Annotated in this window: 22 protein-coding genes; 8 read left to right on the top strand and 14 right to left on the bottom strand. The window is 71.1% G+C overall.

The window, feature by feature from the left end; translation table 11 throughout:
- Positions 1-3: 3 nt before the first annotated feature.
- Positions 4-1,287: a DUF445 domain-containing protein gene (locus ABFX51_RS33595; RefSeq protein ID WP_346056154.1), complete on the bottom strand. Its 1,284-nt coding sequence runs from the start codon at positions 1,285-1,287 to the stop codon at positions 4-6.
- Between the two features lie 29 nt (positions 1,288-1,316).
- Here ABFX51_RS33595 and ABFX51_RS33590 point away from each other — a divergent pair, with 29 nt between their 5' ends.
- Positions 1,317-2,483: a pyridoxal phosphate-dependent aminotransferase gene (locus tag ABFX51_RS33590; RefSeq protein WP_346056153.1), complete on the top strand. Its 1,167-nt coding sequence runs from the start codon at positions 1,317-1,319 to the stop codon at positions 2,481-2,483.
- Positions 2,484-2,489: 6 nt separating this feature from the next.
- On the opposite strand, the gene ABFX51_RS33585 is transcribed toward ABFX51_RS33590, so the two are convergent.
- Positions 2,490-3,038 (bottom strand): RNA polymerase sigma factor, encoded by a 549-nt coding sequence (locus ABFX51_RS33585; RefSeq protein WP_346056152.1) that lies wholly within the window; start codon positions 3,036-3,038, stop codon positions 2,490-2,492.
- A 349-nt stretch (positions 3,039-3,387) separates the two neighbouring features.
- On the opposite strand from ABFX51_RS33585, the gene ABFX51_RS33580 reads away from it, so the two are divergent.
- Positions 3,388-4,224 carry a hypothetical protein gene (locus ABFX51_RS33580; protein WP_346056151.1) on the top strand — a complete coding sequence of 279 codons (837 nt, stop codon included), beginning with the start codon at positions 3,388-3,390 and terminating at the stop codon, positions 4,222-4,224.
- A gap of 362 nt (positions 4,225-4,586) precedes the next feature.
- On the opposite strand, the gene yczR is transcribed toward ABFX51_RS33580, so the two are convergent.
- Positions 4,587-5,993, bottom strand: coding sequence for a MocR-like transcription factor YczR (yczR, locus tag ABFX51_RS33575; protein ID WP_487046925.1), 1,407 nt, complete (start codon positions 5,991-5,993; stop codon positions 4,587-4,589).
- Positions 5,994-6,051: 58 nt separating this feature from the next.
- Between yczR and yczE the strand changes: the two genes are divergently transcribed.
- Positions 6,052-6,684 carry a membrane protein YczE gene (gene yczE, locus ABFX51_RS33570; protein WP_091508967.1) on the top strand — a complete coding sequence of 211 codons (633 nt, stop codon included), beginning with the start codon at positions 6,052-6,054 and terminating at the stop codon, positions 6,682-6,684.
- Here the strand turns inward: yczE and ABFX51_RS33565 are convergent.
- The 3 genes from ABFX51_RS33565 to ABFX51_RS33555 all read right to left on the bottom strand — a co-directional run bounded on the left by ABFX51_RS33565 (position 6,663) and on the right by ABFX51_RS33555 (position 9,280).
- Positions 6,663-8,462 (bottom strand): LamG-like jellyroll fold domain-containing protein, encoded by a 1,800-nt coding sequence (locus ABFX51_RS33565; RefSeq protein WP_346056150.1) that lies wholly within the window; start codon positions 8,460-8,462, stop codon positions 6,663-6,665. The genes yczE and ABFX51_RS33565 overlap by 22 nt on opposite strands.
- Before the next feature lie 81 nt (positions 8,463-8,543).
- Entirely contained in the window at positions 8,544-9,071 is a 528-nt protein-coding gene (locus ABFX51_RS33560; RefSeq protein WP_346056149.1) for a Clp protease N-terminal domain-containing protein, read from the bottom strand.
- On the bottom strand, positions 9,071-9,280 hold the full coding sequence (locus tag ABFX51_RS33555) for an HTH domain-containing protein (protein WP_346056148.1): 210 nt from the start codon (positions 9,278-9,280) through the stop codon (positions 9,071-9,073). The genes ABFX51_RS33560 and ABFX51_RS33555 overlap by 1 nt, the downstream gene beginning before the upstream one ends.
- A gap of 65 nt (positions 9,281-9,345) precedes the next feature.
- Between ABFX51_RS33555 and ABFX51_RS33550 the strand changes: the two genes are divergently transcribed.
- Both ABFX51_RS33550 and ABFX51_RS33545 read left to right on the top strand, forming a co-directional pair.
- The gene (locus ABFX51_RS33550) at positions 9,346-10,116 is read left to right on the top strand and encodes a hypothetical protein (RefSeq protein ID WP_346056147.1); all 771 of its coding nucleotides are present in this window, start codon (positions 9,346-9,348) and stop codon (positions 10,114-10,116) included.
- Positions 10,117-10,246: 130 nt separating this feature from the next.
- The gene (locus tag ABFX51_RS33545; protein WP_346056146.1) at positions 10,247-12,073 is read left to right on the top strand and encodes a multicopper oxidase family protein; all 1,827 of its coding nucleotides are present in this window, start codon (positions 10,247-10,249) and stop codon (positions 12,071-12,073) included.
- A gap of 40 nt (positions 12,074-12,113) precedes the next feature.
- On the opposite strand, the gene ABFX51_RS33540 is transcribed toward ABFX51_RS33545, so the two are convergent.
- Positions 12,114-12,551, bottom strand: coding sequence for a nitroreductase family deazaflavin-dependent oxidoreductase (locus ABFX51_RS33540; protein ID WP_346056145.1), 438 nt, complete (start codon positions 12,549-12,551; stop codon positions 12,114-12,116).
- A 127-nt stretch (positions 12,552-12,678) separates the two neighbouring features.
- Here ABFX51_RS33540 and ABFX51_RS33535 point away from each other — a divergent pair, with 127 nt between their 5' ends.
- Positions 12,679-13,350 carry a TetR/AcrR family transcriptional regulator gene (locus tag ABFX51_RS33535; RefSeq protein WP_346056144.1) on the top strand — a complete coding sequence of 224 codons (672 nt, stop codon included), beginning with the start codon at positions 12,679-12,681 and terminating at the stop codon, positions 13,348-13,350.
- Here the strand turns inward: ABFX51_RS33535 and ABFX51_RS33530 are convergent, their stop codons facing one another.
- The 7 genes from ABFX51_RS33530 to ABFX51_RS33500 form a co-directional block, all read right to left on the bottom strand.
- On the bottom strand, positions 13,351-13,962 hold the full coding sequence (locus ABFX51_RS33530) for a dienelactone hydrolase family protein (RefSeq protein WP_346056143.1): 612 nt from the start codon (positions 13,960-13,962) through the stop codon (positions 13,351-13,353).
- Entirely contained in the window at positions 13,959-14,606 is a 648-nt protein-coding gene (locus tag ABFX51_RS33525; RefSeq protein WP_346056141.1) for a phosphoribosyltransferase, read from the bottom strand. Before ABFX51_RS33525 ends, ABFX51_RS33530 begins: the two co-directional genes overlap by 4 nt.
- Positions 14,603-14,893 (bottom strand): hypothetical protein, encoded by a 291-nt coding sequence (locus ABFX51_RS33520; RefSeq protein WP_143249880.1) that lies wholly within the window; start codon positions 14,891-14,893, stop codon positions 14,603-14,605. The genes ABFX51_RS33525 and ABFX51_RS33520 overlap by 4 nt, the downstream gene beginning before the upstream one ends.
- Positions 14,894-15,114: 221 nt before the next feature.
- A complete protein-coding gene (gene tsrT / locus ABFX51_RS33515) occupies positions 15,115-16,767 on the bottom strand; it encodes a tryptophan 2-C-methyltransferase (protein WP_346056139.1) in 1,653 nt (550 codons plus the stop codon).
- A gap of 70 nt (positions 16,768-16,837) precedes the next feature.
- Positions 16,838-17,146 (bottom strand): helix-turn-helix domain-containing protein, encoded by a 309-nt coding sequence (locus ABFX51_RS33510; protein WP_143249881.1) that lies wholly within the window; start codon positions 17,144-17,146, stop codon positions 16,838-16,840.
- Between the two features lie 54 nt (positions 17,147-17,200).
- The gene (locus tag ABFX51_RS33505) at positions 17,201-18,193 is read right to left on the bottom strand and encodes an AraC family transcriptional regulator (protein ID WP_346056138.1); all 993 of its coding nucleotides are present in this window, start codon (positions 18,191-18,193) and stop codon (positions 17,201-17,203) included.
- 163 nt (positions 18,194-18,356) lie between these two features.
- A complete protein-coding gene (locus ABFX51_RS33500; protein WP_346056137.1) occupies positions 18,357-19,724 on the bottom strand; it encodes a tryptophanase in 1,368 nt (455 codons plus the stop codon).
- Between the two features lie 183 nt (positions 19,725-19,907).
- Between ABFX51_RS33500 and ABFX51_RS33495 the strand changes: the two genes are divergently transcribed.
- Both ABFX51_RS33495 and ABFX51_RS33490 read left to right on the top strand, forming a co-directional pair.
- Positions 19,908-21,566 carry an EAL domain-containing protein gene (locus ABFX51_RS33495; protein WP_346056136.1) on the top strand — a complete coding sequence of 553 codons (1,659 nt, stop codon included), beginning with the start codon at positions 19,908-19,910 and terminating at the stop codon, positions 21,564-21,566.
- A gap of 149 nt (positions 21,567-21,715) precedes the next feature.
- On the top strand, positions 21,716-21,979 hold the full coding sequence (locus ABFX51_RS33490) for a GntR family transcriptional regulator (RefSeq protein WP_245783119.1): 264 nt from the start codon (positions 21,716-21,718) through the stop codon (positions 21,977-21,979).
- Positions 21,980-22,222 lie beyond the last annotated feature (243 nt).

The following is a 22,222-nucleotide window of genomic DNA, read 5'->3' as shown; positions in this document are numbered from 1 at the left end:
GCTCTAGAACACCGCCTCCGCGATGCTGTAGATCAGCAGGCCGGCGAGGGCGCCGACCACCGTGCCGTTGATGCGGATGAACTGCAGGTCCCGCCCGACCTGGAGTTCGATCTTCCGCGAGGTCTCCTCCGCGTCCCAGCGTTCGACGGTGTCCGTGATGATCGTGGTGATCTCGCGTGAGTAGTGGGTGACCACGTAGGCCGCCGCACCCTCCAGCCAGCCGTCCACTTTGGACCGAAGCCCGTCGTCCGTGCACAGGCGGTCGCCGAGTGACGCCAGACCGTCGCGGACGCGGCGGCGCAGCTCGCTCGACGGGTCCTCCGCCGCGCTGAGCAGCATGCCCTTCGCCGTCGTCCACGCCGAACCGATCAGCTTCTGCACGTCGGGGGGGTCGAGCAGCTGCTGCTTGACCTGCTCCGCCCGCGCCATCGTGTCCGGGTCCCGCTGCAGGTCCTGCGCGAACTCCCCCAGGAACTTGTCCAGCGCCAGCCGCATCGGGTGGTTCACGTCCGTCTTCACCGCCCACGCGAACGACAGCACCTCGCCGTACACCTTGTCCGCGAGCATCGAGTCCACGAACTTCGGCGACCAGCTCGGCGCGCGGTCGGACACCACGCGCAGCACCGTGTTGTGGTTGTCGCGCACCCACTCGTAGGCGCGGTCGCACACCAGGTCCACCAGCTTGTAGTGCGCCCCGTCGGCGAAGACCTGTTCGAGCAGCTTGCCCAGCGGCGGCCCCCACGGCCGCTCCACGACGCGCCGCACGACGGCCTGTTCCAGCACCGCCTGCACGTCCTCGTCCCGCAGCACCGTCACCGCGCCACGCACCACCGTCGCCAGCTCCGACGTCACGCGCTCGGCGTTCTCGCGCTGCGCCACCCACTCGCCCAGCCGGCGCGCGATGTCCGCGCGGCGCAGCTTGTCGCGCACCACCTGCTCGGACAGGAAGTTCGTGCCCACGAAGTCGCCGAGGCTCGAGCCCAGCTGGTCCTTCTTGGTGGGGATGATCGCCGTGTGCGGGATCGGCAGCCGCAGCGGCCTGCGGAACAACGCGGTGACCGCGAACCAGTCCGCCAGCGCACCCACCATGCCGGCCTCGGCCGCGGCGCGCACGTAACCGACCCAGCCGGACCAGCCCGCCGCCTGCGCCCAGCTGGTGAGCGCGAACACGAGTGTCGCGCCGAGCAGGAACGCCAGCGCGACGAGTTTCATCTTGCGCAGGCCGCGCCGTTTGGCCTCCTCACCGGCGAGGCCACCGGGCGGATCGGCGAGGGTCGTTTGCTCCACACCCCCATTGTCCGTGAGGATCGGAAATTATGCGCGTACCAGCTCTCGTCCCCCGCCTGCGGCCGTTCACGTCGACGATCTTCGCCGAGATGACCGCGCTCGCGGTCCGCACCGGCGCGATCAACCTCGGCCAGGGGTTCCCCGACACCGACGGACCCGCCGGCATGCTCGACGCGGCGAAGAACGCCTTGTACGGCGGGGCGAACCAGTACCCGCCCGGCCCCGGCAGGCCCGAACTGCGCGCCGCGATCGCCCGCCACCGCGAGCGGTACGGGCTGAGCCACGACCCGGACACCGAGATCCTCGTCACGGCAGGCGCCACCGAGGCCATCACGGCCGCCGTGCTCGCGCTGACCGAGCCGGGCGACGAGGTGCTCGTGATCGAGCCCTACTACGACTCCTACCCGGCGGCGATCGCGATGGCGGGTGCGACGCGCAAGGTCGTGCCGCTCGCCGAGGGCGAGGACGGCCGGTTCGTGCTCGACGTGCAGGCGCTGCGTGCCGCCGTCACGCCCGCGACGCGCGCGATCCTGGTCAACTCGCCGCACAACCCGACCGGCACCGTGTTCAGCGAAGCCGAGCTGTCCGCGATCGCCGAGCTGTGCGTGAAGAACGACCTCGTCGCGATCACCGACGAGGTCTACGAACACCTCGTCTTCGACGGCGCGGAACACCGCCCGCTGGCGGCCTTCCCCGGCATGCGGGAGCGGACCGTGTCGATCTCCAGCGCGGGCAAGACGTTCAACTGCACCGGCTGGAAGATCGGCTGGGTCTGCGCGACGCCCGAGCTGGTGGGCGCGGTCAAGGCGGCCAAGCAGTTCATCACGTTCGTCTCCGGCGGGCCGCTGCAGCCCGCCGTCGCACACGCGCTGGACCACGAACTGGACTGGGTCGACGCGCTGCGGAAGTCGCTGGAGGCCAAGCGGGACCGGCTGTCGGCGGGGCTGGCGGAGGCCGGTTTCGCGGTGCGCCCGAGCTTCGGCACGTACTTCGTCTGCGCCGACGTGCGGCCGCTGGGCTTCACCGACGCCGCCGAACTGGCGTGGCAGCTGCCGGAGCGGATCGGCGTCGCGGCGGTGCCCGTCAGCGTCTTCACCGACCACCCCGGGCAGTGGAAGCACTTGCTGCGCTTCGCGTTCTGCAAGCGGGACGAGGTGCTCGACGAGGGCATCAAGAGGCTGCACGAACTGCGGTAGGCGGTTTCAGGGCCGCGTGTACCCCTGCGCTTCGAGCAGCCGGCGCAGCCGGTCGAGCGCGCGGCGGCGCAGGGGACCCACGCTGCCAGGGCGGATGCCGAGTTTGCCTGCTATCTCGGCGTACGTCGGCGGGCAGGGCGAGGCGAGCAGGTGGACGAGTTCGCGGTGCGGCCACGGCAGCCGCTCGACCGCGAGCCACAGCGCCCGGTCCCGTTCCGCGGCGAGGAAGACGACCTCGGGCGAGGGCGCGTGGCCGGGCGGTTCCGGCAGCGGGCACGGGGATTCGCGGCGACGGGCCGCCAGCACGCGGACGGCCTCGCGGCGTGCCGTCGTGCTCAGCCAGGACGGCAGCCGGGCCGGGTCGCGCAGACCGGGGCAGCGGACCAGCTCCAGCCACGTGTTCTGGCAGACGTCGGCGGTGTCGGGATCGTCGAGGCCGACCGTGCGCGCGACGCGCAGCACCGGCGGCGACAGGTCGCGGACGAGCAGGCGCCACGCCGTCTCGTCGCCTCCGGCGGCGGCCGTCAGCCACGGTCCGAAATCAGGTTGGCCCATCCGTGCACCCCTCGTCTTCCCGATCGGCCACTGCACGCAGTTGCGACGCGACGGAATGCGAGATGGCTCCTGAAACCGCAGGTCAGCACCCGGACGAGTCATCGGACGGGGAGAACGTGCAGGTTCCGACCGGCAAGATGCGATACCGAGCGTGATCGGAATCTGGTTGAATGCACGCAAGCCGGTAGCTCTTTTCGGCCGTCTGGGGTGGATCGAACGCTTTAGAGGTGAAACACTCGCCAGCGGTGCTAGAAATGTGCCGGTTCCACATGGCGGATGACCAGGTCGAACGCAGACCGGCAAGATCGAATCGCCCGATTGGGCGGCGGCCCGGATGGTGGTGATGGCGGTGAGTGACGTGAAGCGCACGTCCCGCGCCGTCCCGCTGTGGGCCAGGGTGCTGGTGGCCGCGGGGCTCGCCGCGGCGGGCTGGCTCCTCGCCGGGCTGCTGGGCGGGCCCGCCGCCTCCGCCGACGAGCTGCCGCAGGGTGGCGAGCCCGACACGAGCGAGCACGCGCAGCAGCGGGGGCTGCTCGGCGGGTTGCTGGGCGGCACGCTCGACACGTTGACGAACACGGTCGAACAGGTCACGAGCACCCTGCAGACCACGGTCACGGCGGTCACGCAGACCGTCGGCGGACTCACCACCGCGGTGACCGAGACGACGAACGCGGTGGTCCAGCCCGTCACCGAGACGCTGCGGGCGCCGGTGACGACCACGCCGAAACACCAGGACACCGAGAACACCCGCGAGACCGGCGAGAGCGCCGTCCAGACGCGGATCGAGCGGGAGCCGGAGCCCGTGCGGGCCGAGGCGCCCGCGCCCGAACGCACGGTGTCGGCGCCGGCCACGCCTGCCGTCGCGTCCGCGCCGGAAGAGCACCAGGTCCGGCACCGCGAACACCCGGTCGCCCCCGCGCCCGGGCCCCGCACCGAGCAGGCCCCCGTGGCTGACCACACCGTGCACGCGGACCGGGACGTGCCCGCGCCCGTTCCGAGCGGCCCCGCGGGTCAGGTCTGCGGAGTCGCGCCCGCTCACGACGGCGGCAGCGGCTCCAAGCACCCGCTCGCGATCCTGGGCACCGGGGTCGTGACTCCCGAGCTCTCCCCCGCGGGCATCGCGCCTCGGCCCACCTCCACCGGTGGCAGCCGCGACGCGGCACTGCCGACGACCTCCCCCGACTGACCCCACGCCCGGTTCCGCAGGCGACCCGCGTCCAAACCAAGATCAACTTCGCGGGTCCTTCCCGACCGAGGGGCTTTTCCATGCACTTCACCAGGCTTCCCGAGCGGCCGACCGCGCCCGGCCGCTGCGGGCTCCGGTCCCGCCGCCACGCTGCCCCGGTGGCGGCGGGACCAACACCAGGCACGCCCCGGACCTCCCTGCTCAACGCGCCGAGCAGGGGCAACGGCCCGGTGCGCGCCTAGCCGCACCACCGCCGGCACGTCGAGGGGCTGTGCCGGCGGCCCAGTGCGGCGCAACGACAGCCGGTGCGCCGGAGGACGGCTTCCATCCCTGGAGAAGCCACTCCGGTGCACCGGCTGTTGTCATGTCACGGGGCGTGCGCTGCCGCGGACCGCGGCGGCCGCGAGGCTGATGCGGCGCACCGCCTCGTCGAGGACCTCCGGGGGTTGCGAGAACGGCAGCCGGAGCCGGCGTTCGAGACCGCCGTGCGCGGCGAAGCGCGAGCCCGGCGCCAGCTGTACGCCGTGGCTCGCCGCGGCGACCGCCAGTCCGGTGCTCATCGGCGCGGGCAGCTTGCACCACAACCAGAACCCGCCACCCGGCAGCCGGAACGTCCACTCAGGACAGTGCGTGCGCACGGCCCGCGCGAGCGCGTCCCGTTGGCGGCGGACGTCTTCCCTGCGGCGTCGCAACGGTTCCGGGTCCGCGAGGAGTTCGGCGAGCACGAGCTGCTCGAACACGGGCGACCCGAGATCCAGCCCGAACCGCGACGACGACAGCCGGCTCAGCACCTCCTCCGACGCCCGGATCCAGCCGAGGCGCAACCCGCCCCAGTGCGATTTCGACGCGCTGCCAACGAGAATCGACCACTCTCCGGCGTCGAACGGCTTCGGTGCGGGTTCGTCGCCGAAGTCCAGTTCCACGAGCGTCTCGTCGATGACGACCGGGGTGCGTGCCTTGGTGAGCAGCGCCGCGAGCCGTTCACGCCCCTCGTCGTCCATGAGCAGCCCGGTCGGGTTGTGGAAGTCGACGATGAGGTACGCCAGCCGGGGCGCGGCCTGGCGCAGCGCCGCCTCGATGCCCGCGAAGTCCCAGCCCTCGGCGTCGAGGGAGACGGGCACCGGCAACGCGTGCGCGCCGCGGATCGCCTCCAGCGCGTTGGGGTACGTCGGCTGGTCGACGAGCACGCGGTCACCCGGGTTCGCCAGCATCCGCACGGTGAGACCGAACGCGTGGTGCGCCCCGTTGGTGATCATGATCTGCGCGGGGCTCGTCGGCAGGCCGCGCTCGGTGTAGCGCTGGGCGATCCGCTCCCGGAGCACGAGCAGCCCGCGCTCGCCGTAACCGGTGTGCCCGAGCTGTTCGACGAGCGCGCCACGAGCCGCGTCGACCGCCCGCGTGATGCCGGGCACCGCGGGCGGGGCGGCGCACACCAGGTCGATGTCCTCGCCGTCGCGCGGGAAGAACGCCTCCTGCCCGCGGCTCGTGCCGGGCGGGGTGATCCAGGAGCCCGCGCCGCGACGGCTCGCGACCAGGCCGCTCTCACGCAGCCGGTCGAGCGCGGCGCCGATCAGCGTCCGGCTCACGCCCAGCGCCTGCGCGAGCTCCCGTTCCGCGGGCAGCTGCGTGCCCACCGGGAGGTGCCCGTCGAGTACCTGCAGTTCGACGGCGGCCGCGAGGGCGGCGGCGCCCTGCCGCGAGCCCTGCCGCCAGGAGCCCAGCAAGGTGGCCAATCGAGGCGCGGAAATCCGGCCGTAGGTGTTCACCAGACCAATACTTCCACATTGGCTCTGGAACGAGAGACCAATCACGGGTCAGGATCGAGGTGTGGCTTCATTGGAACTCAGTCCGGTCCGCCTGACCGTCAGCCCCCTCCGCCGCTTCCCGCAGCTGGTGGGCGGCCTCGTGCTCTACGGCGCGAGCATGGCGATGATGACCAGGGCAGGCCTCGGCCTCGACCCGTGGGACGTGCTGCACGACGGGCTCACGCGCATCACCGGGCTGACCTTCGGCACGGTCGTCGCGATCGCGTCGGTCGCCGTGCTCCTGCTGTGGCTCCCGCTGCGGCAGCGGCCCGGCATCGGCACCGTGCTCAACGTCGTGGTGATCTCGGTGACGGTCGACCTCGTGCGGGCCGTGCTGCCGCCACAGCACGCGCTCGGCTGGCAGATCCCGCTGCTGGTCGGCGGCATCGTGCTCAACGGGCTGGCCACCGCCGCCTACGTGGGCACGCGCCTCGGGCCCGGTCCGCGTGACGGCCTCATGACGGGGCTGTCCACGCGGACCGGGTTGTCGGTGCGGGTGGCGCGCACGGCGATCGAGGTCGCCGTGCTCGTGACGGGCTGGCTGCTCGGCGGCAGCGTCGGTGTCGGCACCGTGCTGTACGCCGTCGCGATCGGCCCGCTCACGCAGGCGTTCCTCCCGCTCGTGGCCTGGCGCTACCGGGAAAGCAGGAACTGATCCGGCCGCAGCGCCCGCGAAACGATCCGCGTGTCACCGAGCCAGCCGTAGAAGCCCTGCCCGTACTGCCCGCCACCCTGCGTGCCGCCGAGCGCGAACGGCTTGCCCACGGTGCTGATGCCCCGCGAGTCCAGCGACGGGTTGCGCGCGATCTTCGAGCCGTCCACGTAGACCGTCGTGTGGTGCCCGTCGTTGACGATGGCGACGTGCGTCCACCGGCCGGTCGGCAGCGCGTGGCTCCAGGCCGTCGGGTCGTCGTTCTGGTTGACCGGGTACACGACGAACTGCAGGAAGCGCTCGCTGGTGACGTTGAGGCTGCAGGGGGCGTCGTCCGGTGAGTAACCGCCGTTCTTGCCCGCGTCCCCGGCCCGGCCCTCCCAGCTGAGGATGCCCATCCACGCGTGGTCGCCGACGAACGGCTCCGGCAGCTTGAGGAACGTCTCGATGGTGTAGCCCTGCTCGAACTTCATCGTGTTCAGCTGCGCCGAAGGACCGGTGTGCAGCACCGCGCCGCGGTTCTTCGCGCCGTCGAAGCGGATGCTGCCGTGCGCGGGCTGCGCCTCGTGGTACTCGGCGGAGTACTTGAGCACGTCGTCGCCGCTCGACCCGATGCGCTGGATCGTGAGGTCGTTGCCCCGGCCGCTGAGGTCGCGGGCACCGGTGACCGGCGTGCCGTCCCGGCCCTCGAACCGCCAGTAGGCGACGGTGCCCGGCACCAGCGCCGCCCTCGCGGGCAACGCGGGCAGCGGCTTGCCGGGGAAGCGCTCGTCGAAGTCGATCTCGACGGTGAACCGGTCCACGTCACCGCTCAGCTCGGCGGTCTCGGCCTCCAAAGTGGACGGATCGCGTTTCGCCAGCAGCCACGGGGAGAACGTCTCGACGTCGATGACGTTCCGCGCCAGGTCGAAGGTGTAGTACCGGATCATGCCGGCGCCGCCGTAGTAGCGGTCCTGGTAGTTGGTGATGTGCGAGAAGACCGGGTTGCCCGCGTCGTTCGTCAGCGTCGTGCGGCCCGCGGGCCAGTAGTGGCCGTTGAGCGTGAGGAAGATCTGGTCGTAGCGCCGGACCAGACCGTCCCACATGTGCTTCCCGTTGTCGGACAAGGAAGCCTTGCCCGTGCCGTCCGGCTCGACGAAGTCGTGCGTGGTGAGGATCGTCGGCACGCCGGGGTTGCGGTCGAGCACCTGCCGCGCCCACGCCAGCCCCTTGTCGGAGGTGCGCCAGTCGAGCGCGAGCAGCAGCCAGGTCCGGTCGGCGGCCTGGAAGGTGTGGTAGGTGTTGTACCCGTCCGGCGACGCGCCGCGGAAGGTCTGCGAGCGGACGAACCGGCGCGGGCCGAACGTGCGGAGGAACGGCGTGTCCCCGCGCTGGTCGTCACCCGAGACGTCGTGGTTCCCGCCGAGCACGCTCCACGGGAGTTTCCCGTCGACCGTGGCGAACACGCGGTCCGCGAGCGCCATCTCGGCTTCGGTGCCGTGTTCGGTCACGTCGCCGAGGTGCGCCATGAAGGCGATGTTGTCCTCCTGGCGCTGCCGGAGGAGGTAGCGCAGGCTTTCCCGCACCGGCTCCTGGTCCGTGCCGCCCTCGTCGAAGAGGTACTGCGTGTCGGGCATGACGGCGAGCGTGAACCGCCGGCCGCCGGCGTTGCGCCCCTGCGTCGCCCCCGCGCTCGGAGCGCCGGTGACGAGGGAGCCCGCCGCGACCGCGACGGGGGCGGCGAGGGTCGCCTGCAACAGCCGACGACGGCCGAGACCACCAGATCTGGGTGCCTGATCCATGGGGGAGTTCCTCCTGAGTCCGGAAAATCGGGCTCAGTCTGGTGATCTTGGTTGGCGCACCGGGAAAGCACAGCGGAACATTCAGGAAAGCGCTTGTCGCAACCTGGGTGCGTCGACGTCGAACCGCGCGAGCACGTCGGCGGCGGGACCGCGCTGCACCGCGAGCGCGAGCAGGATGTGTTCGCCGCCAAGGGTTTTCCCGCCCATCCTGACGACCTCCTTGAGGCACAGCTCGAGGGTTTTCTTCGATTCCCCCGCGAAGGGGATGTGCTTGCCCTTCCGGCTTTTCCCGTTGCCCGAAAGGGCGGCGGGGCCGTGGGCCTGTTCGATGCGCTCGACGATCCGGTCGACGTCGATGCCGAACTCGCCGAGCGCCTCGACGTCCGCCTCGCTGATGCCACCGCGCCGCCGGACGCGCCCCGCCTCCGCGGCGACGTCGTCGACCGAAACCCCGAGCCGCGTCAGCAACCGCGTCCCGGCGTTCTCGGGCGTGCGGAGCATCGCGGCCAGCAGGTGCAGCGGGGTGATCTCCGCGGCGCCCGTCTCCTGGGCTTCGCGCTGCGCCTCGACGACGACCTCCCGCGCGTCGCGGGTGAACCTCTCGAACATCAGTTGCCTCCGTGCTTCTTGTGGACGGCCTGCCGGCTCACGCCCAGTTCGTGTGCGATCTCCTGCCAGGACCAGCCCTGCGCGCGGGCGCTGCGCACCTGCACCGCTTCGAGCTGCTCCAGCAGCCGGCGCAGTGCGGCGACGGCCCGCAGCCCCACGCGGGGGTCGCGGTCCCCGGCCCTGGCGGCCAGTTCGGTTGCTCCCGTCATACTGTCAACCTACGTTGACACCACGCCTCTGTCAACCTGGGTTGACATGCGTAGGGTGGACAGACATGCCGGGGATCAAGGTCGCCGAACAGGCGGGGGTGGGTCTCGACGGCAGGCCACGCCCCACCGAGGACCACGTCGTGGTGCTGGACCACGCGGTCGTCCTGCTCGACGGCGCCACCTCCCCCAGCCCCGACCTCCCTCCCGGCGGCTGGTACGCGGGGCTGCTCGCCCGAGAACTGGCCCGCCTGCTGCGTGAACGCCCCGCGGACGACCTGCGCCTCCTGCTCTCCGACGCCATCGCGGCCGTGGCCGGGACGCACCAGCTGCTGCCCGGCTCCTCCCCGTCGAGCACCGTGGCGATGCTGCGCTGGGACGACGAACGCGTGGACGGCCTCGTCCTCGCCGACAGCCCGATCGTGGCCTTCACGCCGGACGCGGACCGGCTCGCCGACGACCGGCTCGCGTTGCTCCGCGCCGCCGGACGGCTCGGCACCGCCGCCGAGGTCCGCGCCCTCCGCAACCGGCCCGAGGGGTTCTGGGTCGCCGAGGCGGATCCGGCCGCGGCCACGCAAGCGCTGTGCCGGACCTGGCCGCGGGAGGCACTGCGAGCCGCGCTGCTCGCGTCGGACGGCGTGTCCGTCGGCGTCGACGACTACCGCCTGTTCGACTGGCCCGAAGCCCTGCGCCTGGCCCGGCAGCACGGGCCGCAAGCCGTGCTCGACGCCGTGCGCGAAGCCGAAACCGGTGATCCCGCGGGCGAACGCTGGCCACGCGCGAAGCGGCACGACGACCAGGCGCTCGTCCTCGTCGACTTCGCCGGTCGAGACGAATAGGCCCTCCCGCGTATCTGGCCGCCCGCGACCCGCCTCTGCCTGAGTACGGCCGCCGGGAGACGGCCGCTCTGGGGGCGGGGGAGCGTCTGCGTGGCCCTCCCCTGCGAAGAAGATTCAGGGAGGAAACCCGATGACGGAGGTCATCGCACAACCGGTACCCGTCACCGCACCCGGTTTCGGGCTCACCAAGTTCCTCGACCCGCTCCGCATCCCGTCGGTCATCGGACCGCACCTGTGGTGGCGGCAGGAGGAGGTCACCATCAAGGCGGTCCGCACGCGGGTCCGGCTGCACTCACAGCTGCCGGAGACCGAGGTGTGGGCCTACGAGGGGGAGTTCCCGGGGCCGACCATCGAGGTCCGCAGCGGCAAGCGCCTGCGGGTGGCCTGGACCAACGACGCCGACGGCACGATCCCGCTCGTCGCCGTGCAGGGACCGATCGCGCAGGCACCCGGCACCGTCCCTGGCGGCTACCGGGACGCGAACGGGCAGCTGCTGCCCGGGTTCTCGCTCATCGACGGCGTCGCCGACCTGCCGGCGTGGCAGGTCGTGCACCTGCACGGCGCCATGACCAACGGGGGCAACGACGGCTGGGCGCACAACGCCGTCCTGCGGGGGAACGCGCAGCTCGCCGAATATCCGAACGGCCAGCAGTCGACCACGATGTGGTACCACGACCACGCCATGGCCGTGACCCGGTTCAACGTGCACGCCGGCCTCGCCGGGATGTACCTGATCCGGGACGCCGAGGAGGACGCGCTCAACCTGCCGCACGGCAGGCACGAGATCCCGCTCGTCCTGTGCGACCGCAACCTCGACACCGATCCCGCGACGGGGGCGCTCACCGGGCAGCTGCTGTTCAAGATCGGCGTGGCCCCGAGCGGGGCGCCGATCCCGTTCACCGGGCCGTTCAACCTCGTCAACGGCGTCATCTGGCCGCACCTGGAGGTCGACACGCGCTGGTACCGGTTCCGGGTGCTCAACGCGTCGAACTCACGGTTCTACCGGCTCAACCTCGTGGACGAGGCCGGGGTCGCGCAGCACGACGCGGTGCGCATCATCGGCACGGACGGCGGGCTGCTGCCCACTCCGGCGCCGGTCCCCGAGGGCGGGCTCACGCTCGCCCCGGCGGAGCGGGCGGACGTGCTGATCGACTTCAGCCGGTTCGCCGGGCAGCGCCTGCGGCTGACCGACGCCTCCGCGCAGGGCGGGCCGACCGAGCCCGACCTGATGGAGTTCCGGGTGGAGGACTCGGCGCGGCACGACCCGTTCCGGCTGCCGGAGCGGCTGTCGAGCTCCTACGTCCGGCTGCAGCACGGCACGACGGTGCCCGAGGACCACGACCACGTGTTCGTCGCGCTCGTGCCGCCGGGCACCGCGGGTGAGGCGCACCCGCAGATGTGGGAACTGCGGGAGCTGACCGAAGCGCCGCCCAGCCTGCCCGCCGAAGGGGTGCTGCAGGTGAAGGACCCGGCGACGGGCGAGGTGCGGACGTTCGAGCGGGTCGCGGCCCTGTTCGACGACACCACGACGTTCTTCATCGACCACGGTCGCTGGGCGGTGTGGAACTTCCTGCACTTCGGCGGTCCGACCCACCCGCTGCACATCCACATGGCGCAGTTCCAGCTGCTGACCCGGCGGGCGTTCCCGCTGGCGCAGGGCAACGTCGCGGGCTTCGACGTGGCGACGGGCGGCACGGTGGCGCCGCTCGAAGTGCCGCCGCCGGGGCGGCCGATCGAGCGCTACGAGGAGGGCTGGAAGGACACGTTCCAGGTGGCCGCCGGTGAGTGGATCACCGTCGCCGGCAGGCACGAGGGCGCGACCGGCGAGTTCATGTACCACTGTCATATTTTGGATCATGAGGACGAGGGCATGATGCGGCCGTTCGTCGTCCACCCGCCCGAGGTCGCGCGGTTCCACGTGCACCCCGGCGGCGGGCACGGCGGGCACGGGCACTGAGGTGCGGGGGCGCTGCCGGCGACCGCGTCGGCAGCGCCTTTCACGCGGTGATGCGGAAAACGGGGTACCCGGGCGCGATCTCCCGCAGCTTCTCGTCGGAGGCACCGGCGTCCACACCGTCGAAGAACATGCCGACCTCCCACTTCCAGCGCTTGAGGTAGGCGCGCAGCAGGGCCGGCTTGTCGTCGTCCGCCAGCTCGACGGGCTTGAACCGCTCGACCCGGCGCCCGACGCGCAGCTGTCCCTCGCCCGCGGCGCGGAGGTTGCGCACCCACTGGGTCTCGCCGCGGGGCGCGACCAGGTAGCGCTCCCCCTCGAACGTCAGCAGGTTGACGGGGTTGGAGTGCGGTTCGCCGGTCTTGCGGCCGCGCACGGTGAGCACCCGGCTGCCGAGCAGGCTCATGCCGTGCTTGGTCAGCCAGCGCGCCGAGTTGTGCAGGACGTGCTCACCCTTGCGCGGCTTGATGTAGCGGGTCATCGTGGCCTCCTCCAGTCGTCCGAGAGCGGTGCTCTCGTCTGAGATCAGTGAACACCTTCGCGGCCGACGCGTCAAGAGCACTGCTCTTGAATTTGTCTACTGATCTCATCACTGGCAGACTCGGGGCATGGCCGCCATCAAGACCGCCCGTGACCGCGCCCGCGCCGAGCTGACCCGGGAGATCAAGAACGAGGCCCGGCGCCAGCTGGGCGAGGTCGGGCCGAACGGGCTTTCCCTGCGAGCGGTCGCCCGCGAGCTGGGCATGGTGTCCTCGGCGCTCTACCGCTACTTCCCCAGCCGGGACCACCTGCTCACGGCGCTGATCATCGACGCGTACAACGAGATCGGCGAGGCCGTGGAGCAGGCCGACGACCCGGCGAAGGAACCACGGGAGCGGTGGCACCTGCTCTGGCGGGCGGCCCGCGAGTGGGCGCGGGCGAACCCGCACGAGTACGCCCTGATCTACGGCTCCCCGATCCCGGGCTACTCGGCCCCCCAGGACACCATCACCCCGGCCGGCCGCGTGGCGCTGGCGCTGGTCGAGGTCCTCCTGTCGGCGCCGCTCGCCCCCGTTCCACCTGCGCCGGAGAAGCTCGAAGAGCAGATGCGGCAGGTCGCGGAGGTGATCGGCAAGGACCTCCCGCCCGCGCACGTGAGCCGCCTGGTCGTCGCGTGGACGCAGTTGTTCGGCGCGCTCAGCTTCGAGCTGTTCGGGCAGTACGTCGGCAGCGCCGACCCGGCCGACGAGTTCTTCACCTTCACCGCCGACCGGATGGCCGATCTCGTCGGCCTGCCGTGATCAGACGAGGTGCTGGGTGAACCAGCTCGCCGCCAGTGCGGCGACCTCCTCCAGCGTGCCCGGCTCCTCGAAGCACGCGGAGGCGCCGGTGACGAGCTTGACCTCGCTGGGGCCGCCGAGCCGCTGAGCGGACTCCTCGTTCACCCGTTGCGCGTCGGGGTCCTTGCCACCGACGATCAGCAGCGTCGGAGCGGTGACCCGGGGCAGGGCGTCCGCCGCGAGATCGGGGCGCCCGCCGCTCGCGACCACGGCGTACACCTCCTCCGGCCAGGCCGCTGCGGCCGCCAGTGCCGCGGCCGCCCCCGCGCTCGCCGCGAACAACCCGAGCGGCAGGTTCGCCGTGGCGTCGCGCCGGGTCAGGTCGTCGAGCACGTGCAGCAGCCGCCGGGTGAGCAGGTCGACGCCGGCCTCCTCGTCGGGGACGAGCAGGTCGAACAACAGCGTGCCGAACCGGAAGTCCTGGAACGTGCGGGCGAGGGCCTGCACGCGCGGAACGCTCCGGGAGTTGTCCGAGTCGGCGGCGAGCACGACGAGACCGGTCGCGTCGGCGGGCAGGGTGAGGTCGCCGTGGAGCGCGGCGGCACCGACGTCGATCGTGACGGGGACGGTCACGACAGCTCGCTCCCGAGGAGTTCGACGACCTCGTCGTCACTGGTCTGCTCGAAGTCCACGTACCACTCGCCGATCGCCCGCAGGTCGTCCGGCGCGAGCAGGCACACCACCTCGTCGACGTCGGCCTTGAGCGCAACGGCGGATTCCGGGGCGCAGACCGGTGCGGCGAACACGAGCGAGCGCGGCCGGTCCTCGTGGATCGCGTGTGCGGCGGCGCGGGCGGTCACCCCGGTGGCGAGGCCGTCGTCGACGAGCACGACGTCCCGTCCCGCGCGGGGCTCAGGTTCGCGCCGGCCGAGGTAGACCCGCTCGCGGCGGCGGGCCTCGGCCCGCTCCGCCTCGCAGGTCTCCCGCAGGTCGTCCACGCTCAACCCCAGTGCGCGGAGGTTGCGGATGTCGTAGGTGGCTTCGCCGTGCGCCGTGACCGCGCCGACCCCGAACTCGGGCCTGCCCGGTGCCCCGATCTTCCGCGCGACGGCCACGTCCAGCGGCGCGCCGAGCGCGGCCGCGACACCGTGCGCGACGACGACCCCACCGCGAGCGAGCCCGAGAACCAGCGGGTCGTGCCAGGCGCGGCCGCTGAGCTGTTCGCCCAGGTGCAGCCCGGCCGTGCGCCGGTCGGGGAACGCATGCGCGCGCGTCATGCCTGGCGGGTACCCAGATCGGTGGTGAGCACACGCCAGCGCCGGTACTTCGGCCCCGCGATCAGCACGAAGTCGAGCAGGCAGCCGACGGCGACCACCGACAGCAGCACCGAACCCCACCAGAGGTCGAACAGCCCGAGCACGATCGCGAGCGCGATGCAGGCGACAACGACTGCCACGTCGGTGCCGAGCCGCACCGAGACGCGGCGGGGCGGCGGTCCCGCCTGCTCCTGCAGCGCTCGCTCGTATTCACCTCGGGCCCACGGCAGTTCGCGCAGATATCTCATGAATGCTGGCTACCCAGCGGAACGAGGACCACACTTCGTCCACTGTGGACAAAAAGGAACCGGCCGCCCGGACGGCCTCCTCGACGTTGAGGAGACCGGCCGGCGCGGCCGGAGCCACCTTCGAGAAGTGGCGGTGTTGCCGGAGCAACCTGCGGCCGACTCTACATAACCGTTGCGGCCACGCGAACGGCTGTATCGAAATCGAGACCTTGCTCCGCCGTTCAGACGGTTTGCATGATCTCCGCCCGTTTGGGCCAGTGCGACCAGAAGGCGCCCGTGTACCCGAGCTGGATGAGCTTGAGCAGGAACGGGTTGTCGGCGTAGTTGTTGTCGTCCTCGGTGAGGCCGGGCAGCGTCGGCAGCATGACGCGGTGCAGTTCCGACTCGGGCACCAGGTCCCACAGCAGCCGCACCGTCTTCTCCCAGCGGCCGTTCGGCGAAGCGAGCGTCTCGGGGTCCTCAGGCAGCAGCGGCGACAGGTAGTACACGGGGCGGAACCGACCGTGGCGGTCGAACACGAACTGCCGCTCGTACTCCACGACGCTCGCACACTGGCTGCGTGGCTTGAGCACGATCGGCTCGGTCGCGGTGTCCGACTGCAGCCCGGGCACCGTGCGCCTGCCGTCGCACTGCTGGGCGAGCTGGATGCCCAGCGGCGAGTACGGGAAGGCGCGGATGCCGAGGCTGTACCCCGCGACCGTGACGTCGAGCGCGAGCGTCTCCCGCACGGCCTCCGTCATCGTCTCGACGGTCTCCCCCGGCATCCCCAGCAGCACCTCGACCATCACCGGCAGGTCGTGGCGCTTCGTCAGCTCCACCACGCGCCGTACGTCGGCGAAGTCGTAGTAGCGGCGGCCGCGGCCGGTGACCTTCCAGTCGTCGAGCAGGTCCTCGCTCACGTGGTCCGGCGCCAGGTTGACCCCCGCACAGCCCGCCTCGACGAGCAGCTCGAGCAGTTCCTCGTCGAACGGCGTCGGCTGGGCGTAGATCCACAGCCGCAGGTGCCGCAGCGGCGAGGCGGGGTCCTCGCGGCGGCGGATGACCTCCCGCAGCACGGCCTTGCTGTGGGCGATGGCGAGGTTGAACTCGCTATCGGTCGTGTGCAGGTCGTATACACCTTGTGCACAGAGCAGCTCCATCTCGTCCACGACCGCCTCCACCGCGCGGCGCGTGAAGTGGGTGCCCTTCGCGTCCGGTTCGACGCAATGCGCACAGGAATAGGTGCAACCGTTCTTGGTGAGGATATTTCCCAGCCCGCCACCGCGGTAATACCGGAGATTGTCGACCTTGTACGGGTCGCCGGACCGGCGCGTGTATTTCGTCACGGCGTTCAACGGCGTGAACTCGGGTTTTCCACGGCGGCCGGGCGCGATTTGCGGGACGCGCACCACCTCGCCGCCGCCGCGGTTGACGATCAGCCCCGGCACGGTTTCGGGCGGCGCACCGGTCAGCAGCGCGTTCGCGAGCCGCACGAGGGTGTTCTCGCCCGGCCCCTTCACCCCGAACGGGATGCCGAACCAGTCGGTGAGCGCGAACGGCATCGAGGAGAACCCGACCCCGCCCGCCACCACAGGAGCGCTGGTCAGCGCCTTGATCTCGGAGATGATCGCGTGGTGGTCGGACAGGAACACCCGCTGCTGCTGGGCGTAGATGGTGTCGGTGTTGCGCACCGTCACCCCCACCAGCAGCGGCTCGCGCCCGGCGAAGTACTCCCGCAGCACGCTCCGCCAGTCGTCCCGCCGGAACGTCAGGTCCACCACCTCGACGTCGAACCCGTCCATTTCCAGCGAGGTCGTCAGAATGTCGAGCGCATAGGGCGTGATCGGCGGGTGGACGAGATTCGGGTTGACGAGGGTCACCAGCGATTTGCCCATTTGCTCCCACTCCCGGAAAAAAGACGTGCCATTCCCCGCCGGAAGCGTGCGCCCGGGAGCCGGGCCTTGATCAGGGGGCGTGTTCCACTTGGCGCCACCGCAGTTCCCTGGCCAGCCGCGCCGAGGAGCGCAGCCGCTCCGGGTGGATGCCGAGCACCAGGCTGAGCCAGCCCTGCCAGTAGGGCCCCGGCACGCGCTTGCCGCGTTCCCAGCGGGACACCTCGTCGCGGCCGAGGGCGCTGTTGCCCGAGGCGGCCGCGAGCGCGTCCGCCAGGTCGTACTGGGTGAGCCCGCGCTCGCGCCGGACCGAGCGGATCAGGCGGCCGATCGGCAGCCCCTCGCCGGTTCGCGGCACCCCGCCGGTCTCCCGGGTCGGCATGGGTCTGACGTTAATTATCGTGCTCACAGCGAACCATCCGTTCCACGAACACTCTCATCCTTTCCGCGCGTGCTGCCTGCCCAGCGTCTGCCGCGGCGATTCGCCGAACCGCTCGCGGTAGACCGCGGCGAAACGGCCGTGGTGCGCGAGCCCCCACTTGCTCGCGATCTCGCCGACTGTGGTGGTGTCGGCCTGCGCCGCGCACAGCTCGTCGTGCACCCGCTGCAGCCGCACGCCCCGCAGGTACTCGCTGGGCGAGCTGTCGAGCTGCTCCCGGAACGCCTTCTGCAGCGCCCGGACGCTGACACCGGCCCGCCGGGCGAGGCTCGCGGGCGTGTGCGCCCACTCCGGGTGCCCCTCCATCAGGTCGACGGCGATGCCGAGCAGGCGCGAGGGCACCGGCCGGTCGTCACCGGCGAGCATCGCGCTGTAGTTGTGCGGCTGGGCGAGCAGCAGCCCGGTGATGATGTTCTGCTCGAACTGCTCCATGCCGATCGGGTGGGCGAGCAGGCTCTCGGGCCTGCCGAGGTCCTTCACGCCGTAGTTGAGCGCGTCGAACCAGCTGCGGGCATACCCCTCCGTGACGTCCATGCCCAGCTGGAACCGGATCGGCTCACGCAGGGCGCCGTCGATCATCTCCGACAGCCGCGCCTCCAGTGCGGCCCGTTCGATCCGGATCACCAGCTGGCTGCAGTCCCCCGACAGCCGCATGTGCAACGGTTCGGTGGGGGACGCGACGGCGATCTTCTCCGGTGATGCCTGCACCTGTTCGAAACCGGACTGGAAGGTTCCCCGGCCCGCGGTCGGCATCAATATGGCGAAGAAACTTTCGAGCTCGCCGGGATTGACGCGCACATCCCAGCCGTACGAGATATACGTCGCCGCTATATTGCGCATACGACGGCAGTGCATCCTGGCGCGCAGTTCCGGCTTCGGTCCCACGACGTCCATGCGGTGGGGGCAGAAGATCCTCCCTACCTGGTCACGGGTCTCGTCCACGTCCGTGGACTCGAACAGTTTGTATTTTTCGAGAGGTAACTCACTCATTTGTCCCGGGCAGCCTGGTCGATCAAGGTCTTGGCGATGCCGACTCCCACACCTCCAGGCTGATACTGTCGGCTCTTTTCACCGGAAGGAGTACCGGCAAACGGGTGTAGTTGCCAACTGCAAGTTGCAGGCCGTGGAACGGCGAATCAGGGGCGGAGCCGAATTACACCGGACGCAGCACCGCGGTGAACTGCCGGAGCGCCCCGCCCTGCCGCTCGATGCGGTAACCCCGCAGCTGGGCGGCCTTCGAGCGGACCTCCTCGGCCACGTCGACGACGTACTCCAGGTGGCTCGCGGTGTAGACCCGCCGCGGCAGGGCGAAGCGGACCAGCTCGCGGGGCGCCGGGATGTCCGGGCCACCGTCGGGTGCCCGCTTGCCGAACACCAGCGTGCCCAGCTCGCACACCCGCACCCCGCCGGCGAGGTACAGCTCGTTGGCGAAGGCCGTCGCGGGCAGTTCGTGCGGCGGGATGTGGTCGAGCAGCAGCCCCGCGTCGACGTAGACGGCGTGACAACCCGTGGGTTGCAGCACCGGCAGCCCCGCCAGGCTCAGCTGTTCCCCGAACCAGCGGGTGCTCTCCGCGCGGTACCGCAGGTAGCCGGGTTCGGTGACCTCGAGCAGGCCCTGCGCGAGCGCGTCCAGGTCACGACCCGCGAGACCGCCGTACGTGGGAAAGCCCTCGGTCGCGATGACCTGTTCGGCGCAGCGTTCGGCCAGTTCCCGGTCACGCAACGCGATGAGGCCGCCGATGTTCGCCATCCCGTCCTTCTTCAGGCTGGCCCAGCACCCGTCCGCCAGGTCGAACATCGCGCGGGCGACCTCCCGGGGCGTCGAATCCGCGTACCCCGCCTCCCGCTCGGTGATCAGGTAAGCGTTCTCCGCGAACCGCGACGCGTCGAGGAAGAGCGGGACGCCGTGCTGGTCGCACAGCTTCCGCGCACCGGCGATGTTCAGCAGCGACACCGGCTGCCCGCCGTTGGCGTTGTTCGTCACCGTCAGCACGACGCACCGGATGCGCCCGCCGGACCGGCCGGCGAGCAGCTCCGCCAGCGCGCCGAGGTCGAGGTCGCCGCCGAACGGGTTCGGCATGCCCTCGTACGCGGGCACCGGCAGGTCGACCGCCTCCGCCCCGGCCGCCTCGACGCTCGCCCTGGTGCTGTCGAAATGCGTGTTGCTGACCGAGATGTCGCCGAGCCCGAGCACGTTGCCCAGCAGGATCCGCTCCCCCGCGCGCCCCTGGTGCACCGGCAGGACCTCGGAAAATCCGGTCAGCTCCCGTACGATCGCTTCGAACCTCTCGAATGACCGCGCACCGGCGTACGACTCGTCACCCGCCATCAGCGCGGCCCACTGGGCGGCGGACATCGCCGCGGTTCCCGAGTCGGTGAGCAGGTCGATCGTGATGCGCCGCGCGGGCACCCGGAAGAGGTTGTAGCCGGCGGTGGCCAGCGCGTTCCGGCGTTCTTCCTCGGTGGGGAACGGGATCGGTTCGACGGCCTTGATGCGGAACGGCTCCATGAAGGACGGCATGACTTCTCCTCCGGCCCCGGGACGGCACAACCCCTCCAGCGTCGCCGCCGCCCCGCCCCCGCGGTAGAGGCCAGTTCGACCGGCCAGTGACCTGGCGCACAAAACCGAAACGTCGATTGTTCACGTGTAACCATCGAGCGACGAACAGCGGAAACAGCTCTGGGGAAGAGCGGGGACTCAGTCGTGGAAGTCGCGGTCGAGCAGGTCAGCTTCGCCTTCCAGCCGTTGTACAGCCTGCATACAGGCGGCATTGTCGGGGTGGAAGCGCTCGCCCGGCCCGCCGAGGGGCGCATCCAGGAGCTGCTCCGGCACGCGCTGCGCCGGGGCAGGCTGGTGGCCGTCGACGCGGCGCTCGCGGCGCGGGCCGTGTTGCTGGAGTCGAGCCACGAGACGCTGCTGCCCCTGCACCTCAACCTCACCGCCGCCTCCGCCGCGGCCCCGCAACTCGTGCTCGACCCGCTGCAGGAGGCGCTCGGCAGCACCGGGCGCCGGGCACGCGAAGTCGTGCTCGAGGTCGGCTCCCCGTTCCACGGGGTGTCGGCCAAGGCCCTGCTCGCCGGGATCCGGCGGTTCGCCGAGCTGGGTTTCCGCATCGCTTTCGACAACCTGGGCCACGGGGACCTGCCGCTGAACCTGCTCGCCGAGGCCCGCCCCGACCTGATCAAGCTCGACCGCACGACACTGCACCGGCTGCCCGGCGACCAGCCCACCGTCGCGCTCGTCGAGGCGCTGTGCCACTTCGCCGCGCGCACCGGGGTCCGCCTCGTCGCGACCGGGATCGAGACCGAGGCGCAGCTCACCACCGTGCAGCGGCTCGGCGTCCGCACCGTGCAGGGCAACCTGTTCGCCCCGGCCAGGGAAGGTGTGGTGCCGACGGCGGGGCTGGTGTCGGTGGAGCCGGAGCCGACCGGGGCGAGCGCGGCCAACCCCCGCGTCGACGACTTCCTGCGCGCACCCGTCACGCTGCCCGCCGGCGCCACCTGCGACCAGGTGCGCAAGGTGCTGCTGGACCAGGACGCGACGACGGGCGTCGTCGGGCTGGACGACGACGGGCGCCCGGTCTGGACGGTCGACCGCTCGCGGTTCCTGCTCGACCTGACCGGCCCGTTCGGGCACGCGCTGCACGCGAACCGGCCGGCCGCCCGGCTGGCCGACCCGCCCCGCACGATCCGTTCCGGTGCCGGCGCGCTCGAACTGCTGGACCTGGTGACCGACGCGGAACTCGACCGCAGCGGGGACGACGTGATCGTGGTCGACGCGGACGGCCGGTGCGTGGGCGTGGTGCTCGTCAACGAGCTCGTCCGCGGGGTCGCGGAGCAGAAGATCGAAGAGGCCGCGGCGCTCAACCCGCTCACCCGGCTGCCCGGCAGCGACGCCGTGGCGCGCGAGGTGGACCGCCGGCTCGCCGCCGGGCACCCCACCGTCGTCGCGTGGCTCGACGTCGACTCCTTCAAGCGCGTCAACGACACCGCGGGGTTCGCGGCGGGCGACGACCTGATCCGCGCGCTGGGCCGGGCACTGTCCGATTTGGGCGCGAAACTGCGCAGTGTCACGGTCAGCCACGTCGGCGGCGACGATTTCCTCATCGCCTGCGACATCGACGAAATCTCCACCGTGGCCGACACGTTGCTGAGCGCCCCGTGGTCCGCCGAGGGGATGCCGGTGACCGTCTCGCTCGCGACGGTCGTGTGCGCGGGTGGCGTCGTGCGGTCCTATCGGGAGGTTTCCCGGATGCTCGCGCCCCTGAAGAAAACCGCGAAGCACGTTTCCGGGTCGAGCTGGGTCAACGGCTGGCCGGGATCCGAGCGGTACGAGGTTCTGCGCGGCAGTCCGCGACACTGATTACGAGATTTTTCCACGTTCCACGCTCCCCCCTTCGTGAAATCAGGGCGGTAGTCCACAGGTCGGGTCGTACGCGCATTGTCGCGCCCTACCGCAGAATGGCTCACCCCCGCTATTTCCCCTGTTCAAAGGCCTCTACCGTCCTTCCCGTGGTCGTTCCTGAGTTCAAGCCCGGCGACACCCCGGGATACGTCTACGAAATGATGGCCGAGCACCTCGCCGCGCGTATCGAGGCGGGGGAATTGCCACCCAACACCGCGTTGCCGTCCGAGCGGCGGCTCGCCCAGGAATACGGCGTCTCCCTGGGCACCGCACGGCACGCGACCCGTCTCCTCCGTTACCGGGGACTGGTCGTGACGGTCAGATCGAAAGGAACTTACATAGCGGACCGGAGGGGGCGGCAGCAGCAGTGAATACGCCCTCCTCACCCGTTCGGGTAGTTTTGTGCCCGGGCGCGGTTACCGGAACGATCCGGACCGCGCCCGGGACAACCCGAGATCAATTTCAAAACGGCTGCTCCACGCGTCGTCAAACCTTTGGCGGTAGCTCTGATTCGCTTCCGCCGGATAGGCTGACCCGGATGGCCGCCACCCTGCCCACGTTGACGGGAAGCCGGATTGTGATTAAGACCTTCCGCGTGACCGGAATCGGCGACC

Source organism: Amycolatopsis dongchuanensis, from assembly GCF_039542405.1.
Lineage (GTDB): Bacteria > Actinomycetota > Actinomycetes > Mycobacteriales > Pseudonocardiaceae > Amycolatopsis_E > Amycolatopsis_E sacchari.
The sequence above is the reverse complement of the archived record's forward strand: the minus strand, read 5'-3'. Positions and strand labels throughout refer to the sequence as shown.